General features: G+C 66.5%; 13 protein-coding genes and 2 pseudogenes. 6 read left to right on the forward strand and 9 right to left on the reverse strand.

Annotated elements, in window-relative coordinates; genetic code table 11:
* Positions 1–188: 188 nt before the first annotated feature.
* From ACTVZP_RS14345 to ACTVZP_RS14355, 3 genes are all read right to left on the reverse strand, one after another.
* On the reverse strand, positions 189–596 hold the full coding sequence (locus ACTVZP_RS14345; protein WP_443212840.1) for a hypothetical protein: 408 nt from the start codon (positions 594–596) through the stop codon (positions 189–191).
* A gap of 506 nt (positions 597–1102) precedes the next feature.
* Positions 1103–1975: an EamA family transporter gene (locus ACTVZP_RS14350; protein ID WP_443212841.1), complete on the reverse strand. Its 873-nt coding sequence runs from the start codon at positions 1973–1975 to the stop codon at positions 1103–1105.
* A 383-nt stretch (positions 1976–2358) separates the two neighbouring features.
* Positions 2359–3036, reverse strand: coding sequence for a lysozyme inhibitor LprI family protein (locus tag ACTVZP_RS14355; protein WP_443212842.1), 678 nt, complete (start codon positions 3034–3036; stop codon positions 2359–2361).
* Positions 3037–3146: 110 nt separating this feature from the next.
* Here ACTVZP_RS14355 and ACTVZP_RS14360 point away from each other — a divergent pair.
* The 5 genes and pseudogenes from ACTVZP_RS14360 to ACTVZP_RS14380 form a co-directional block, all read left to right on the forward strand.
* A pseudogene (locus ACTVZP_RS14360) lies at positions 3147–4076 on the forward strand (GTA baseplate fiber-binding domain-containing protein); the annotation flags it as partial.
* A 10-nt stretch (positions 4077–4086) separates the two neighbouring features.
* The gene (locus ACTVZP_RS14365; RefSeq protein WP_443212843.1) at positions 4087–5163 is read left to right on the forward strand and encodes a DUF2793 domain-containing protein; all 1077 of its coding nucleotides are present in this window, start codon (positions 4087–4089) and stop codon (positions 5161–5163) included.
* Positions 5164–5181: 18 nt separating this feature from the next.
* A complete protein-coding gene (locus ACTVZP_RS14370) occupies positions 5182–5466 on the forward strand; it encodes a DUF6127 family protein (protein ID WP_443212844.1) in 285 nt (94 codons plus the stop codon).
* 162 nt (positions 5467–5628) lie between these two features.
* On the forward strand, positions 5629–6423 hold the full coding sequence (locus tag ACTVZP_RS14375) for a YcbK family protein (protein WP_443212845.1): 795 nt from the start codon (positions 5629–5631) through the stop codon (positions 6421–6423).
* 938 nt (positions 6424–7361) lie between these two features.
* A pseudogene (locus ACTVZP_RS14380) lies at positions 7362–7894 on the forward strand (IS5 family transposase); the annotation flags it as partial.
* Positions 7895–8166: 272 nt separating this feature from the next.
* On the opposite strand, the gene ACTVZP_RS14385 reads toward ACTVZP_RS14380, so the two are convergent.
* From ACTVZP_RS14385 to dctP, 5 genes are all read right to left on the reverse strand, one after another.
* A complete protein-coding gene (locus ACTVZP_RS14385) occupies positions 8167–9681 on the reverse strand; it encodes a malonate--CoA ligase (RefSeq protein WP_443212846.1) in 1515 nt (504 codons plus the stop codon).
* Positions 9662–10948: a malonyl-CoA decarboxylase gene (locus tag ACTVZP_RS14390; RefSeq protein WP_443212847.1), complete on the reverse strand. Its 1287-nt coding sequence runs from the start codon at positions 10946–10948 to the stop codon at positions 9662–9664. The genes ACTVZP_RS14385 and ACTVZP_RS14390 overlap by 20 nt, the downstream gene beginning before the upstream one ends.
* Entirely contained in the window at positions 10945–12264 is a 1320-nt protein-coding gene (locus tag ACTVZP_RS14395; RefSeq protein WP_443212848.1) for a TRAP transporter large permease, read from the reverse strand. The genes ACTVZP_RS14390 and ACTVZP_RS14395 overlap by 4 nt, the downstream gene beginning before the upstream one ends.
* The gene (locus ACTVZP_RS14400; protein WP_443212849.1) at positions 12264–12791 is read right to left on the reverse strand and encodes a TRAP transporter small permease; all 528 of its coding nucleotides are present in this window, start codon (positions 12789–12791) and stop codon (positions 12264–12266) included. Before ACTVZP_RS14400 ends, ACTVZP_RS14395 begins: the two co-directional genes overlap by 1 nt.
* Positions 12792–12861: 70 nt before the next feature.
* Positions 12862–13848, reverse strand: a complete 987-nt coding sequence (gene dctP / locus ACTVZP_RS14405) for a TRAP transporter substrate-binding protein DctP (protein WP_443212850.1) — start codon at positions 13846–13848, stop codon at positions 12862–12864.
* Positions 13849–13960: 112 nt separating this feature from the next.
* Here dctP and ACTVZP_RS14410 point away from each other — a divergent pair, with 112 nt between their 5' ends.
* Positions 13961–14614: a GntR family transcriptional regulator gene (locus tag ACTVZP_RS14410; protein ID WP_443212851.1), complete on the forward strand. Its 654-nt coding sequence runs from the start codon at positions 13961–13963 to the stop codon at positions 14612–14614.
* Between the two features lie 670 nt (positions 14615–15284).
* On the opposite strand, the gene ACTVZP_RS14415 is transcribed toward ACTVZP_RS14410, so the two are convergent.
* The gene (locus ACTVZP_RS14415) at positions 15285–15539 is read right to left on the reverse strand and encodes a hypothetical protein (protein ID WP_443212852.1); all 255 of its coding nucleotides are present in this window, start codon (positions 15537–15539) and stop codon (positions 15285–15287) included.
* Positions 15540–16014: the final 475 nt, after the last annotated feature.

The raw sequence follows: 16014 nt of genomic DNA on the forward strand, positions 1-16014 counted from the left end.
CCTTCCCCCATTAACTGCTGGAACATTGTGGGCGCGGGCGAACGTGCTCGGTAGTGGCCGCTGTCTCCGCTCCTAGCAGTATCAACTTTCAGTTCTTTTCGCCATTTAAGGTTTTTTCAGGAGGGCGGGCCGCACGGTTCCACATCCCGCAGGTGATCTCCTGCCTTGGCCCGCTCAGGACATCAGCCCTAGTCTGGAGGATGATCCGGCCTGCTCCGTAGCTGCCGAAGGCAGTTTGGTGCCTGGCGCGCACGACAAATGCCGGCGGCCTTGCGAACGGGGTTATGGCAATGCACTTCGACGGCCGCTGGGAGGGCGAGGGCTGCTTCGGGCGTGAACTTCGTCTGCGGATTGATTTTCCGGCTCTGCTCCTCGATAGTCAGGGAGACGGAGCCGCCTTCCAATGCCGTGCTGCGCACTTGGGCGACGCCCATTCGCACCGCGTTTTCCGAGCCCAGACGCTCGAAACGGGCTCCGTCCCCCACGTCCTGCGACAGGTCATCGGCACAGTTGTCTGCGGAGCCCGTTCGGATCATCACAATCAGGTTGGGCTCGCCACCAAGCTTGGTAGTTGCGGTAATCTTACGGACCGCCATCACGTCGCGCCAAATGCGGCGGTCTGGCTGCCTCGCGGTAGGCCATGGATTACGGCTACTAAAGCCGACACCAAGCGACACGGCGTCTTGCCCTTTCGGCAGCCCCTGCCACGCGCCCGAATTAGGTTGATCGGCAAGCCGGAAGCCGCGTGATGCCTGTCTCGCCTCGGAGGTCTTGGCGATCCCGCGGGGGCGACGAACTAGCGTCTAACTCTCGGCAGGGGAAAGTTTCGGTTTCTGGTGGATGCAGGACTTCCTGATCACGAAGTTCGCGAGAGCGGGAAGCTGCGCGGCCTCGACCCGTAGGCGTACCCGGTGGACTTGCTCTTGACGATCAAGGACGCGCTACCCGTAACACCACTCACCGCACCGGGAGGCCGTTGCCCGTCCAACTCGACAACCGGAGCACCGCCTGATCTGTGCGGCTAATAACGATGTCGTCACGGAAGCCATGAGGCGCGCTGCCTCAGGCACTGCAGACATCTCCCCGACGCGCAGACGGGGCATCACGACGACGAAAGCAGGATCACTCCGGCGATCAGCACTCCGCATCCGAGCAGCCGCCACCGTCCGACCGCCTCGCGCAGGATCAGCATTCCCATCAGGGCTCCCACCATCATCGACATCTCGCGCATCGGAGCCACGAGGCTGAGCGGGGCGCCACCCGTCAGAGCGGCCAGCACGAGGATGTAGGAGAGCGGAGACAGAAGACCCACTCCGATCGCGGCACCCCAGTGCCCGCGCATCGCGCTCAGCGCACGGCGAGGGTCGGCGATCACCAGCGGCAGCAGCAGGATGAACCGGAGCAGGTTCGAGAACCAGTCGAGCACCACCGGTGCGATGCCGAGCGCCGTCACCGCGAAGGCGTCGACCACCGTGTAGCTCGCGATCAGGCCACCTGTCGCTGTGCCCCAGCGGACCCCGGCCTGGCCGCCGGGGCGCGTGAAGGCGGTCAGGCTGCCTCGGGTGGCGATCAGCAGGATCCCCGCGACGACCAGGGCCAGCCCGATCACGCCGGTGCCGGAGGGTGTCTCGCCGAGGATCAGGAACGCCCCGAGGGTCGAGAGCATCGGCCCGGTCCCGCGCGCCACGGGATAGACCACCGACAGATCGGCCACCTGATAGCCGCGCTGCAGGCAAAGGCTGTAGGCCAGATGGATCAGTCCGCTGAGCAGCACGAACCCGATGCCCGTCCAGGTCCAGATGATGCCATCGTGGATCAGCAGATACAGCACCCATGGCGCGTAGGCCATGCAGGCGATCAGGTTGTAGGCAAAGACGAACACCGGTCCGACCGATGCGGCCGTCTTGGCGAGCAGGTTCCAGCTGGCATGTATGAAGGATGCGAGAACGACAAGAAACAGCGAGGCAAGCGTCATGGAGACCCCCTTATGCGCCGGTAGGCGCGGTTGATCTCGACGTCTCCTCCCCTGGGCTTTTGTCCCTTGGGTGCTGGCCCGGAGAACTCCCCCGGTCTCTGCAACGCTCGGTCCTGCGGCGGATCGCCCGGAACCCTAGTTACCACTCAGTCGATGCCGGAGCCTAACCCCTGTGCGATCGGGCGATCAAGGCCCGACCGCCAGGTTCCGAGTATACCCGATCGGGACCGGCTTATTTCGCGGCAGATGGTGTGCGCGGCCTGCTCCGTCACGGCGTTCCGCTGAGCGGCGCCCGTGGCGGCCGTATGGTCGGGTCTGCGGGGCCTGAAGGACCAGATCCGCGAGAAGCTCGTCGCGCCTTCTGGTAACCGCCATGCACAGGATCAGCACGGCCGCTCGCCGGCACCTCCGATGAACGGATCGGCGACCGGGCGCCGGGCCGAATAGGGCATGTGGAACTCCTCGATGGCCGCCCGCGCGCCGCAGTAGGCTTCCTTGCAGGCGGCCGGCGTGTCGGTGCGCACGACGATGTCCTGGCCCTCGACCGTGACATGAAGCCGGCAGGCCCCGTCCACGGCGGTCCAGCCCTGTCCGATGCGCTCGCCGGTCAGGATGGGCGTTCCGCAGGAGTGCATGCCCGAGAAGACCATGAAATCGAAGCGCAACGAGCTTCCCACGAGTTGCATGCCCATCACCGCCCCCTCCGAGCAGTAAAGGCCGGTGAAGCCGTCCGACGGCGGCGCTGCCGACGTACCGCTCGCTTGGAGAGCAGAGAGGCGGTTCTGCATCGCGGCGCCTAGACAGGTGCGGTCGCTGCCGCAGCCATCGCGAGCGGCGAGCCACGCCCGCTGCTCGGCCAGGAGCCGATCGCGGACCGCTGGCGGCTGCCCGGCACGCGCAGCCCCGTAGGCTTGCGCGACATCGCGGTCGAGCGCGGCGAGAGCGGGATCGCTGCAGATGGCATGTTCCACCATCGTGCCGGCGCGCGAGCAGTCAAAACTGGCTTGCGCTGCGGCGGACGTTGCCGCGATTGTCAAAGAGAGAGAAAGCCAAAGGCGCATGGCAGCTCCTTTCCAACCCGCGAAACTCGACTCGCAGGGTAATCGCATCCGGCATCAAGGTCATGTATCGACCCAATGAAAATCTGCTCATGCGACAAGGAGTAAGGTAGCCGCAGCTGACCGAGGACCAGCCCGCGCATCGACCGCTGGTCGCCGCTCATGCCGTTCCCTGGCCGGGCGAGATGGCGGTGTTTCGTAGCCCATCGACCGATGGCTTCGAGTTGCTGACCACGTTCGGCAGCCGCGCCCGGATTGGGATGCTGGTCTCGGACTTCTACTCGGGCCCCACCTCGCGCTTCGATCTCGGCAATGCGCTGTTGGTCGATCTACTAACCGGCACGCTGGAAAGCGTCACCGACCTGACCCTGTTCGGCGGGGCCAACGTGCTCGCCATCGAGAGCGCCCCGGCCGTCTGGGAGGTCGTTCAAGCTGGCGCGGCGGAACTGATTGCGCCGGGTCGCTATCGCCTGACCCGGCTCCTGCGGGGCCAGCGCGGGACCGAGGGGGCGATGGCCAACCCGGCTCTGGCAGGCGCGCGGGTGGTGGTGTTGGACTCTACGCTGGCGTCACTGCCGATCGCCGAGGCCGATCTCGGGCTGCCATGGAACTGGCGCATCGGCCCGGCGAGCCGTCCGGTCAGCGACGAGACCTATGTGGTGCAGACTTTCACGCCCGAGGGCGTCGGACTCCGGCCGTTCTCGGTCGCCCATGTCGAGCAGCTATGGCGCCAGCCGCGCAGTCCGGGCGATCTGACGATCCGCTGGATGCGTCGGTCCCGCGCGCTCTCGGCTGATAGCTGGGGCGGGCTCGAGGTCCCGCTCGGAGAAGAGCTCGAAGCCTACGAGGTCGAGATCCTCGACGGCGCATCCGTAAAGCGGCGGCTGAGCACGGCCACGACCAGCGCGGTCTACACCTCGGCCCAGCAGACCGCCGACTGGGGCGCGCCGCTCGGCCCCGGCGATAGCCTCACTGTCCGCATCTTCCAGCTCTCCGCCCTCGTGGGGCGGAGCGCGCCCAAGACCGTCACGCTGATACTCTGAAGGCCATCCCATGTCCGACGCCACGACCCATCTCCTGCTGCCCTACATCCTGGCGGCGCAGGCCCAGAAGCATGTCACCCATAACGATGCGTTGCGGCTGCTCGACGGGCTCGTGCAGCTCTCCGTCCTCGACCGCAATCTGGCAGCACCCCCGGCGAGCCCCGCCGATGGCAACCGCTACATCGTCGGTTCCGGCGCGACCGGCGACTGGGCGGGCTGGGACCTGAATGTCGCGCTCCGGACCGACGGCGCCTGGCTGCACCTGCCGCCGCGCACTGGCTGGCGGGCATGGGTCGAGGACGAGGGCCTGCTGCTGGTCTACGACGGCGCAGGTTGGGTCGGCGCCACGCCAAACGCGCTGCAGAATCTTGCGCTGCTGGGACTCGGCACGACAGCGGATACGTCGAACCCGTTCTCGGCCAAGCTCAACGCCGCGCTCTGGGCGGCGAAGACCGTGGCCGAGGGCGGTACGGGCGATCTGTTCTACACCATAAACAAGGAGGCGGCCGGCGACGGCCTCGGGCTGACGCTGCAAACCGGCTTCGTGACCAAGGCCCTGATAAGGCTCTTCGGCTCCGACCGCTTCCGGCTCGCGGTCTCGGCCGACGGCAGTACCTTCTTCGACGGGCTCAGCGCCGACAACGCCATCGGCATCGTCGACCAGCCCCAGCTGCCGCGCTTCAAGGCGTACACCAACTACGACAACTATGTCGGCGTCGGGACCTGGACGAAGATCGGCCTCAACAACACCGACACCAACGATCAGGGCGCATTCGACGCCACGAACAACCATTTCGTGGCGCCGGTCGACGGCACCTACCTCTTTGGCGCGACGCTGCTCTACAAGATCAACGCCAGCACGACCGCGCGAATGAGCGGACGGCTCGTGCTGAACGGCTCCACGGAAATTCGCGGCTCCCTCGGCGAAATCTCCGTCACCCACGTCTCGCTCGCCACCGCGATCTGGCTGCAGACCATGGTGCCGCTGATCGCGGGCGATACCGTCGAGCTGCAGGGGTATTTCCGGGTCGCGGACGGGTACTTCGCCGCCGATCACACGTCCTTCTGGGGCTGCAAGATCGGCTGAGCGGCGGAGGAGGATCCGATGAACCCACCCCGATCCGAGGGCTTCGTGCGCATGCCCGACGCCGAGTTCGAGGCCATCCTGACCCGCGCCGCCGAGGGAGGCGCGAAGCGCGCGCTCGCCGATGTCGGCCTCGATGGCGACGAGGCCGCCCTCGACATCCGCGATCTGCGCTCGGTGGATTGCATCCGGCTGGTGCGCCGCACCGCGATGCAGACCGCAGTCCGCATGATCACCACCGGCGTCATGCTGGCGCTGCTCGCTGGCATCGCGATCAAGCTCAAGATCTTCGGCGGCGGCCCGTAGCCGCCCCCCATCTCCCATCATCAGCCCGCAATGACCCGCCCTCGAGGCGCGGTGAGCCGTGGTCTGCCTGAAAGGCAGACGTGAAGGTCCAGTGGACCTTCACGAGCGGCGAACGCACCGAGCCCCTGCGAGGGGCCGGAAACTCGTTTTCGGAGGACCCTCATGACGACGACATTCCACCACCATTGGCGCGACGTACCCGAGAGCGGCTGGCGCTGGCCTAACTTCTCGCCAGCCGAGATCGCCTGCCGAGGGAAGGGCAAGCTGCTGATCAATGAACCGGCGCTCGACAAGCTGCAGGCGCTACGCGACCGGCTGGGCAAGCCGCTGATCGTCAGTTCCGCCTATCGCAGCCCCGAGCACAACCGCGCCGTCGGCGGCGCGACCCGGTCTAAACACCTCGACGGCGCCGCATTCGACATCGCAATGGCGAACCACGACCCCGTGGCCTTCGAGACCGCGGCGCGCGAGGTCGGTTTCCTCGGCTTCGGCTTCTACCCGCGCTCGGGCTTCATCCATGTCGACCTCGGCCCCGCACGGCAGTGGGGCGAGAGGTTCCCGGTCCGGGCGACCGCATTTGCAGCCGAAACGCCGCCCGCGCGCGAGGTCTTGGCCGACAGCCGCACCATGAAGGGCGGCGGCGCGGCTGGCGTGGCGACGCTGGGCGCAGCCGGGGTCGAGGTCGCGCAGACCGTCCTCGCCGAGACCCAGACCGCCATCCTGCCGCTGGTGCCTTATCTCGACACCCTGCGCTGGGTGTTAATCGCCGTCGCGCTCGCCGTGCTCTTGTTCCTGCTTTCGCTCCGGCGGTCCGGCGAGCGTGCAGGTCGGCTCGTCGAACGCCTCGAAACCTCGGAGAGGACTAATGACGTCCAACGCCAGATGCTCGATGCGGCGGCTCGCCGCCCTCGCGATCGCGACGATCTCGCTGACCGGCTGCGCGACGGTCGCTTCTGACACCGGCGTCGCGACCGTCTGCCCACCGGTGGTCGAGTATAGCCGCGACTTCCAGGCGCGTGCGGCCGACGAGCTCCATCTGCTGCCAGAGGGGTCGGCTATCGCCGAGGTGATGAGCGATTATTCCGTTATGCGGAATCAGGCACGGACGTGCGCCGGTCACCACCAATAATCGCGGCACCGGAGAAGCCGTCACCTATCAACCATGAAATGTGTAGGTTTGCGCCGCTGCCAAACTGTCCAGTCAAACGAGGCCAGATCAGAATCAGAAGAGGATATCAATCGAAGGAATTCGATTGCTGACCTTCCATGGTTTGCACCAGGAGGCTCCTGTCGAGGAACAGGTTCCGCATCTCGCAGCTCGTTTCCGCGATGAGCAGGCACCCGTGGCAAGCTGCCCCGTGGGTCGCCCGGTCCCCGCTTCGACCGTCAGGCTCATGATCCGCGCAAACCGGGTCGTTCGAGCAGATCAACTGCCGAGCAAGCGCATTTCGTAGGATGCTGGAGAACCGTGATCCGGCGGCGACTAGTCCGCCCAATGTGCTTTGGGCGCCGGGAGTCGCTGCGGTAGATCCGGATCCCACACTTGATGGGAGCGCCGCCGTTACGGGCGTCGCTGAGCGCATAGATGCGTTCCTTCAGAGAACTCGCGGGATACCCGTCAAGTAGAACCGCGATGGGCGGTGACCGGTCTGACGGCACGCGACGAGCGGTCGCAGACCCGCGATAGGGGACACTCACGCCGAAGACACGAACGGGCGCGATGCGCAGAAAGCGGCCGCCGTCCGCTCGCCGCGTGACCATGATGCGCTCCGTTTCTGACGTTCGAGCGCGCCGAAACAGAAGGCGCCTGCAGCCCGTCTCAAACCTTCATGATCATTGCAGCGCGGTCCGGCTCTGTTGAACAAATCGGCCGAGGGGATTCATCTTGTGGATCCAGAGTAGTAGCTGGGCTGGATGAGCAGACCGACACCGAGATCCGGGCCGCCGAGTTCACCATCAGTGACGTGGGCGACGCCCCCATGCTGCCCGAGTTGCTGGACCAGATACCGCCCGAGCAGGAGATTGCCACCGTCACCGCCGACGGCGCCTTCGACACCCGCAAATGCCACGACACCCTTGCAGCCAGCGGCGCCGCCGCGATCATTCCGCCCCGCAAGAACGCCAGACCCTGGAAGCCAGACACCCCCGGTGCTGTTGCCCGCAACGAGATCCTGCGCGCATCGAAGCGCGTCGGTCGGACAATCCGGCGACGATGGAGCGGCTATCACCGCCGAAGCCGAGCCGAAACCAAGATGCGCTGCATCAAGCTCCTCGGGCAGCGCCTGTCCGCACGCCAGTTCGACCGTCGGGTTGCAGAGTTCCACGTCCGTGTCCTTCGCCATGGTCGCTCGGACCAGTGGCGCGACATGGCTCATTCCTCAACGGGTTCACCGCGCTCGGCACACCCATCACAGATGTCGCAGGATAGGTCTGTCCGGAAAAAGGTGAGGTCCGTCATCACCCGATCTGTGCAACAGAGCCTGTGCGAACGGTAGGCTGCGAAGACCTCGGCCCGGTCGACGTCCTGCCCTGCGGCGTGAGCGGTCCGGACGTCCGGCTGCGCGGGGTTGCCCAATGGTTCCGACCTAGTGGCGGCAGGGGCCGAAACCCAACTGCTCCGGCGCCGTCCTGGTCGATGTGGTGCCGGTGCGACCGGAGGCCATGACCGGACGAGTCGAGGCAGAACTTCCTGCGGCCCGGTCAATCCAGAAACAGCCGGGCGAACCTGTCCCGGAGCTGGTTCTTCTGCACCTTGCCCATCGTGTTTCGCGGCAACTCGTCCACCAGAACCAGTCGCTTCGGCTGCTTGAACCTCGCGAGCCTCGCCATCAGCGCAGAGCGCACCGCCTCGATGTCAGGCGAGGCCTCGGGTCGGGGGACCAGCACACCCACCACGCCTTCCCCGAAGTCGGGATGGCGGACGCCGATGACCGCGCTTTCCAGCACGCCGGGCTGGTCATCCAGCACCAGTTCCACCTCCTTCGGGTAGACATTGAAGCCGCCGGTGATGATGAGGTCCTTCGAGCGGCCGACGATCTGGACGTAGCCGTCTTCGTCGATGCGTCCGAGGTCGCCCGTCAGGAAGAAGCCGTCATCGCGCAGTTCTGCACGCGTCTTTTCCGGCATGCGCCAGTAGCCCTGAAACACGTTCGGCCCGCGCACCTCGATGAGACCGACCTCGCCTCTCGGCAGCGGGGCGCCGGTCTCGGGGTGAGTGATCTTCAGCTCCACCCCCGGCAGGGGGAAGCCTACCGTGCCGGCACGCCGCTCTCCATCGTAGGGGTTCGAGGTGTTCATGTTGGTCTCGGTCATCCCGTAGCGCTCGAGGATCCGGTGCCCGGTCCGCCTCTCGAACTCGCGGTGGGTCTCGGCCAGGAGCGGCGCCGATCCGGAGACGAAGAGCCGCATGTGGGCGGTCAGAGCCTGGTCGAACCGCGGGTCGGCCAGCAGCCGGGTGTAGAAGGTCGGCACGCCCATCATCGACGTCGCCTGCGGCAAGAGCCGCACCACCTCGTCCGGGTCGAACTTCGGCAGGAAGATCATCGATCCCCGCGCCGCAAGCACCACGTTGCTAGCCACGAAAAGTCCGTGAGTGTGGAAGATCGGCAGCGCGTGCAGCAGCACGTCGGTATCCGTGAAGCGCCAGAGTTGCGCCAGCGTCAGCGCATTCGACAGCAGGTTCCGCTGGCTCAGCATCGCGCCCTTCGAGCGGCCGGTGGTGCCGGACGTGTAGAGCAGGGCCGCGAGATCGTCCTCGGATCGATCCACCGGCTCGAAGGTGGATGGCTGCCCGGCTGCGGCCTCTGCGAGGCTGCCGCACCCGCCGGCATCAAGCGTCAGCACCTGCGCGCCAGCGGCTTGGGCGATGGGCGCGATCACCGCCTCGGAGGAGGGCGAGCAGACGACAAGCCCTGCCTCGCTGTCGCCGATGAAGTAGGCCAGTTCGTCCGCAGTATAGGCGGTGTTCAGTGGAAGGAAGACGACGCCCGCCATGACGCAGGCCGCATAGAGCGCCAGCGCCTCGGGCGACTTGTCGACCTGAACGGCCAGCCGGTCCCCGGGACCGAGCCCGGCAGCGACCAGCGCCCCCGCCTGCCGCGCGGCCATGCCGACGAAGCCGCGTCCACTGATCTTTCGGCCATCCGCGAGGTGCAGGAAGGGTCGATCCGACACCGCGAGCGGGGCGATCAGGGTGTCATGGAGCGGGTTTGCCATCTGTCTTCCTCCTCTCCTCCAGCACGCGCACGGCAAGCCGCGGTGTCTTCAGCAAAGCGCGTACGGCGTCGGATGCCACGACCTCGCGCCTGCCGGCGAAGCTCTCGTGGTTCTGCGAGATCCTCCGGAGGTCGTACAGGTAGTTCACCATCGCACCGGAGCTTTCGGCGAGGCCCTTGGGCGAGGTATCGGCCCCGGCGTGCAGCGCATGGACCTGTGCGCCGTTGCCCAGATGGAACCGCGCCACGGGGTCATAGGGCAGGCCGTCGTCGCGCTTCGCAGTCAGCAGGTAGCGCGCCGCCGCGCCGCGCAGTTCCTCCGGTTCCAGCAATGCCGGATCGACGCCCTCCGCGTGCAGCCAGCGGTTCAGCAGCGGGATCGGCGAGAGGGTGACGAAGGTCTTCAGCGTCGGCAGTTCGGCCGAAAGGTCGGCGACCACCTGCTTGATGAGGGAGTTGCCGAACGAGATCCCGGCAAGTCCCGACTGGCAGTTGGAGATCGAGTAGAACACGGCCGTATCCGCAGCCTCCGCGTCGAGCACCTCGCGGTCCGGCGCGAGGAGGGTCTGCACCGAGCCGGGGATGCCGCGCGTGAGGGCAACCTCGACGAAGATCAGCGGCTCGTCGGGCATGGCCGGGTGGAAGAAGGCAAAGCAGCGTCGATCCGTCGGCCCCACCCGGCGGCGCAGGTCGTCCCACGAGTGGATCGCGTGGACGGCCTCGTATTCGATGATCTTCTCGAGGATATGCGCCGGGCTTTCCCACGAGATCGGCCGCAGCACGAGAAAGCCCCGGTTGAACCACGAGGCAAAGAGGTGCTGGAAGTCGAGGTCGATCCGGGCCCGGCGGTCCTTGCGCGGGATCAGGCGCAGCAGATCCCGCCGCATCGCCACCAGTTGCGAGGTTGCGCCCGGCACGCGGTTGAGCCGCCGGATCAGTTCCTGCCGGGGCGGTTCCGCCGCGGCAAGGAAACGGCCGTAACTGGTCTGGTCCGGCTGCGCCTCGAACTCGTCCAGCGCCTTGCGGACGCTGTGGGCGTCGATCCCGAGGCCCTCGGCCAGATGATCGAAGAAGCCGATGCGCTCCGCATCGTCCATGGCCGCGTAGCGGTCGAGGATCTGTGCCGCCGTCGTCATGCCGGAGACCTCGCCGCGCGCCGACAGAAGGTCCGTCGTCAGTTCCTCGAGGCTGCGCGAGTCGTCGGCCGCGGCCGCGCGGCGGGCGGACCGGTCGAGGATCGTCGTCAGGATGTCCGACAGGATGCTCATGACGAAGGTCCCATCACGAAGTCGGGCAGCCAGGTGGCGAGGGCCGGAAACGCCGAGATCAGGACGATGGCAAGCACCATGCAGCCCACGAAGGGGAGGGAACCCAGCAGCACCTTCTTCAGAGCGATGTCTGGAGCAATGCTGTTGATGACGTAGAGGTTGAGGCCGACGGGCGGGGTGATCAGCCCGATCTCCATGTTGATCGTCACGATGACCGCGAACCAGTACGGGTCGAAGCCTGCCTCGGTGATGATCGGCAGCAGGATGGGCGCCGACATCAGGATCACCGCAACCGGCGGCAGGAAGAAGCCCGCCACCAGCAGGAACAGGTTGATGATCGCCATCAGCACCCAACGGTTTACGTCGAGGGCGGCGATCCACTGCGCCACCGACTGCGTGACGAAGAGAGAGGACAGCATGAAGCTGAACACGCCCGCCGCGCCGATGATGAACAGGATCATCACGCTCTCGCGTGTCGAGTCGCGCAGCACCACCCAGAGGTCCGTCGGTCGGAACATGCGGTAGACCACCACGGCCACGACGATGCAGAGAAGCGCCCCGACCGCTGCCGTCTCGGACGGCGTGGCGATGCCGCCATAGAGCGCATAGAGCACGCCGGCGATGATCACGAGGAACGGGACCACCCGCGGCAGGATCTCGAACCGCTCCGCCCAGGAGTAGCTGGCTGCACTCATGACGATCGACGCGCCTCCACGTCGCCACGTGTCGAACACGGCCCAGGCGATGAAGAGCGCGGTCAGAAGCAGCCCCGGCAGCACGCCGGCAAGGAACAGCCTGCCGATCGAGGTTTCGGTCGCGATGCCATAGACGATCATCGTCACCGAGGGCGGGATCAGGATGCCGAGCGTCCCGCCGGCGGCGATCGAGCCCGCGGCGACTTCATCGGAGTAGCCGCGGCGCCGCATCTCGGGGATGCCCATCTTGCCGATTGCGGCGCAGGTGGCGGGGCTGGAGCCGGACATCGCGGCGAAGAGTGCGCAGGCGCCGAGGTTGGACACCAGCAGTCCGCCCGGCATCCGCGTCAGCCAGCGTTCCAGCGCCTCGTAGAGGTCGGGCCCGGCGCGGGTCGAGGCAATGGCCGCCCCCATGATGATGAACATCGGGATCGAGAGCAGCGCGAAGCTGTTCAGTTCGGCGTAAAAGAGTTCGGGCAGTGCCTCCAGCGACCGCGGCCCGTCGAAGGCCAGCAGGAACCCCGTGGCCACGATCAGCAGCCCCGTCGCGACAGATATCCCCGAGAAGAGCACGATCACGGTGGACAGCGCCACCATGCCTCCGAGTGCAAGGGGGTCCATCAGCCCTCCGCCTCGCGCGGCACCGGCTTTCCGAAGGCGGCGATCCACATGTCGGCAAGCAGTTGAAGCAGGAAGAGCCCGAAGCCGAGCGGCACGCAGAGGTAGGTGATCCACAACGGGAAGGCCCACACCGTCTCGGACTTCCAGTTGCGGCGCCAGGCCGTATGGAACATCTCCCAGCCGTACCAGGACATGGCTCCGATCATCGCGACAGTGGCGAGCATGACGATCACCATCAGGATCCGCCTCGCGCTCACCGGCAGAAGAAGCGGGACAAGATCGACGCCCACATGCCCGCGAAGCCGCTGGACATAGGCCAATCCCAGCATGGTGGAACCGATCACGAGATAAATCACCGCCTCGGTCTGCCACACCGTCGAGCGTCCGAGGACGGCGCGGACGAAGATCATCTGGCAGGTGATCAGCACCGCCGCGAGCACCATGAACGCGGCCAGCACACCGAACGCATCCGAAAGGGCGCCGATCAGGCGCAAGGGAAGGGGCGTCCGGCGGGTGTCATCCGTCATGGCCTGCGTCTCCTTCGCGGGATGCCCGCCGCCGGCTGCGGCGGGCATATCTGCCGGGTGCCGGCCGCGATCACTCGACCGACAGGGCGAGGTCCAGCAGTTCCTGCCCGCCCTCGGTCTCGGCCACGAAGGCGGGATAGGCGGTCTCCCTTGCCAGCACCTGCCAGGCCTCGAAATCCTCGGGCGTCATGGTGGCGATCTCCACGCCTGCGTCCTCGAACGCCTTCGTGGTCACGGCATCGCCCTGCTTGGCCTGTTCCAGATACCAGGCCTCGGCCTTCGTCGACGCCTCGGTCAGCGCCGTCTGCTGTTCCGGCGACAGGTCATCGAAGGTGGTCTTGTTGATGAGCATGGGCTGATACATGAACCACAATGCCGTATCGGCCGGAGGCGTGTAGCACTTCAGCTGCTCGTAGAGGCGATAGCTGAGGAAGCTCTCCGACGAGGTGTTCGTGGCATCCAGAACGCCCGTCTGCAGGGCCGGGTAGATCTCGGACGACGCCATCGACGAGATGGACGCGCCCGCGCCGGCCAGCATCTCCTCGAATGACTTGCCTGCCGCGCGGATCGACACGCCCTTCACGTCATCGGGGCCGGTGATGCAGCCCTTGTTCGAGCCGAATCCCCCGGCAAGGTAGCCGTGAACCAGCACCATGACGTCGTCCTCGGCCATGATCTCCTCGATCCGCTCCATGAAGGGCGAATGCGACAGGCGGTCCGCATGGTCGAGGTTCTTCACCAGCCCCGGCATCAGGGTCAGGTTGTAGGCCGGCTGCTGCCCGCCGGCATAGCTGAGCGGCAGCACCGCCATGTCCAGCTGCCCGCGGCTGAGCGGCGTGTACTGCTCGCGCGCCTTGAACAGCGTCTGGTTCGGGAAGATCTGGATTTCCAGATCGACCCCCGCCGCCTTGACGTCGTCGGCAACCATCTGCGCCACCTGGTGACGGACGTCTCCTTCGGCCCACTGGTGCGATAGCTTCAGCGTCTCGGCATTCGCCGCTGCGCCAAGCGAGGCGGCAAGCGCCAGCGCCGCAATCATCGTGCGTTGCATGTTCATCCTCCCGATCGACTGCCCTCCTCCCAGGCGGCCGCAACCAAGGTCAGAAGGATTGTGCTCGTTGTCAATCTTATTGTATACGAGAGCGGAGAATAAGCATGCGGAGCTCTGGATGGAGCGCAGTCGATCGGATCGGATTGCAGAGCTTCTGGAGGAGCAGATCCTCACCGGCCGCTTCCCCGAAGGCAGCCGTCTGGACGAGGCGCTTCTGGCCGAAGAGCATGGCGTCTCGCGCACACCGATCCGCGAGGCGTTCAACCGGCTGTCGCTGTCGGGTCTCGTCGTCCAGCACCCACGGCGGGGGGTCTTCGTGCGCAAGACCTCGGCGTCCGAGCTGATCGAGATGTTCGAGGCCATGGCCGAGCTTGAGGCCGCCTGCGGCAGGCTTGCCGCCGTTCGGGCGACCGAGGCCGAGATCGAGGCCCTCCAGGCGGCCAACCGCCTGTGCCGCGCCGCGCTCGAGCGCGGGGACGTGGACGGCTACTACGTCGAGAACGGCGTCTTCCACCACAGGATCTATGCCTACTCGGGTAACCGGTATCTCGAGCATGAGGCGCAGCGGCTGCACCGGCGGCTGAAGCCGTTCCGCCGCATGCAGTTGCACCTCCGTGGCCGGCTCAGGCAGTCGATGCACGAGCACGAAGGCATCGTCGAGGCGATCCGACGCGGAGACGCTGCCGAGACTGCGGACCTGCTGCGCCAGCACGTCGCCGTGCAGGGAGAGAAGTTCCATCACCTCATGGCGCATTTGCGGGCGGCAGAATAGCCTGAAGACGTGCCGCCTGTTGTCGGCGGGAGTCGCAGCGGCCTTCCGGCGATCTGAGAGCGGCAGGTGATGGTCCTTATCAGGTTCCTTCATCGAGAAGGTGCGGCAGCGTCCGGTGCGGCCCGCCATACGCAACCGAAAGTCCCGGCTCGGATCACCTGGCTTGGGCTTGGGCGAGGTCGGCTTGCTCACCAGCCGATCGGACCGATCCGCAGTGCGGTACGATCACCGGCCGCCCCGTGCACGAAGCGAGGATCTCGACGTCGATGCGCCAGGTGCGGCTGACCCGGCGCTCGTCCAGAACCTCGGCCGGAGAGCCCTCGGTCATCAGCCGGCCGCAGCACCTCGGGTGCGGCGAGGAACTGCAGGAGCGATTGCAGGTATTGGAAGGAGAACAGCGTGGTGATGCCCGCCAGCACCAGAACCTCGGGCGAGGCCCCTCACAGGTGCGGCGGCGTGGATCAGGCCGCAGGCGTCCAGCGTCATCGCGAAGGCCGAGGCCGGGACGACGATCCACACCGCAAGCGGCAGCCCGGTTCTCGATCCGGCCCTTGGCGATATTGTCGCCGCCGACGCTCTCGATCCCGCGGGCCCATATCCCGTTTTCATGGAAGTTGCCGATCGCGCCCGGCCCCTTCTGCGCCACCTCCACTTAGACGCTGGGGACGTGTCACCCGCGCGGGCGACGCGGGTGGGCGGTATCCGCCATCTCTTCCGCGTAGAGCGCGGCCCGTGCCTCGGCTGGCCCGGGCTCTCCCACCACCGCGCCCAGAAGCCGGGTGGACGCAAGGTGCGCATCGACCGTCTGTGCGTCGTAGTCAATGGCCACGACCAGAATCCCGGCCGCTTCGAGCTGCGCCACGCCCTCACCGAGCGTATCGAAGTGCCAGCCGGCGAGGGTTGCCAGATCGGGTGCCGCAGCCATAGCGGCCTCGGCCGAGAAGGTGCCGGTTTCGGTGCCGCCGACATCGTGAGGCTTTCAAGCGACGTCAGTGCGGCGGTGCAGGCCGCCCATTGCCCGGGCCCCCAGTCCGCCCACGGCACCTTCGACAGTGCCGCGACGCATTTGCGCACAGCGCCTCTGTGCGGCTAAGTCACCGAGGCCGCGCGAGGGTTCGACCGACGCGGAGGGAGGTCTGCTACAAAGGGCCTTGTGTTGTGGGAGACGGCAAACCGACACGGCCCTCCCGCAACCGACAAGGCGGCATCCCGACCTGCGTCCTCCATCCAGCCCGCGCCATCCATCGCCGCTACTGGCCGCATCAGCCAACTAAAACCCTTCACGCCCTGACTGCCGTCGAAAGCCGGCGCATCGGAATGCGCATTCCGCCCTTATGGGTGGTGGCGCCATCCTTCCGGCCAGTTTTCTGCCCGGCTGGCGTGCTTCTGCTCGTACGGAG

This window comes from Rhodobacter sp. NSM, from assembly GCF_052244495.1.
Lineage (GTDB): Bacteria > Pseudomonadota > Alphaproteobacteria > Rhodobacterales > Rhodobacteraceae > Cereibacter_A.

Coding starts and splice junctions, on each gene's coding strand:
- ACTVZP_RS14345 (WP_443212840.1), bottom strand. CDS start 596: ATGGCGGTCCGTAAGATTACCGCAACTACCAAGCTTGGTGGCGAGCCC.
- ACTVZP_RS14350 (WP_443212841.1), bottom strand. CDS start 1,975: ATGACGCTTGCCTCGCTGTTTCTTGTCGTTCTCGCATCCTTCATACAT.
- ACTVZP_RS14355 (WP_443212842.1), bottom strand. CDS start 3,036: ATGCGCCTTTGGCTTTCTCTCTCTTTGACAATCGCGGCAACGTCCGCC.
- ACTVZP_RS14365 (WP_443212843.1), top strand. CDS start 4,087: ATGTCCGACGCCACGACCCATCTCCTGCTGCCCTACATCCTGGCGGCG.
- ACTVZP_RS14370 (WP_443212844.1), top strand. CDS start 5,182: ATGAACCCACCCCGATCCGAGGGCTTCGTGCGCATGCCCGACGCCGAG.
- ACTVZP_RS14375 (WP_443212845.1), top strand. CDS start 5,629: ATGACGACGACATTCCACCACCATTGGCGCGACGTACCCGAGAGCGGC.
- ACTVZP_RS14385 (WP_443212846.1), bottom strand. CDS start 9,681: ATGGCAAACCCGCTCCATGACACCCTGATCGCCCCGCTCGCGGTGTCG.
- ACTVZP_RS14390 (WP_443212847.1), bottom strand. CDS start 10,948: ATGAGCATCCTGTCGGACATCCTGACGACGATCCTCGACCGGTCCGCC.
- ACTVZP_RS14395 (WP_443212848.1), bottom strand. CDS start 12,264: ATGGACCCCCTTGCACTCGGAGGCATGGTGGCGCTGTCCACCGTGATC.
- ACTVZP_RS14400 (WP_443212849.1), bottom strand. CDS start 12,791: ATGACGGATGACACCCGCCGGACGCCCCTTCCCTTGCGCCTGATCGGC.
- dctP (WP_443212850.1), bottom strand. CDS start 13,848: ATGAACATGCAACGCACGATGATTGCGGCGCTGGCGCTTGCCGCCTCG.
- ACTVZP_RS14410 (WP_443212851.1), top strand. CDS start 13,961: ATGGAGCGCAGTCGATCGGATCGGATTGCAGAGCTTCTGGAGGAGCAG.
- ACTVZP_RS14415 (WP_443212852.1), bottom strand. CDS start 15,539: ATGGCTGCGGCACCCGATCTGGCAACCCTCGCCGGCTGGCACTTCGAT.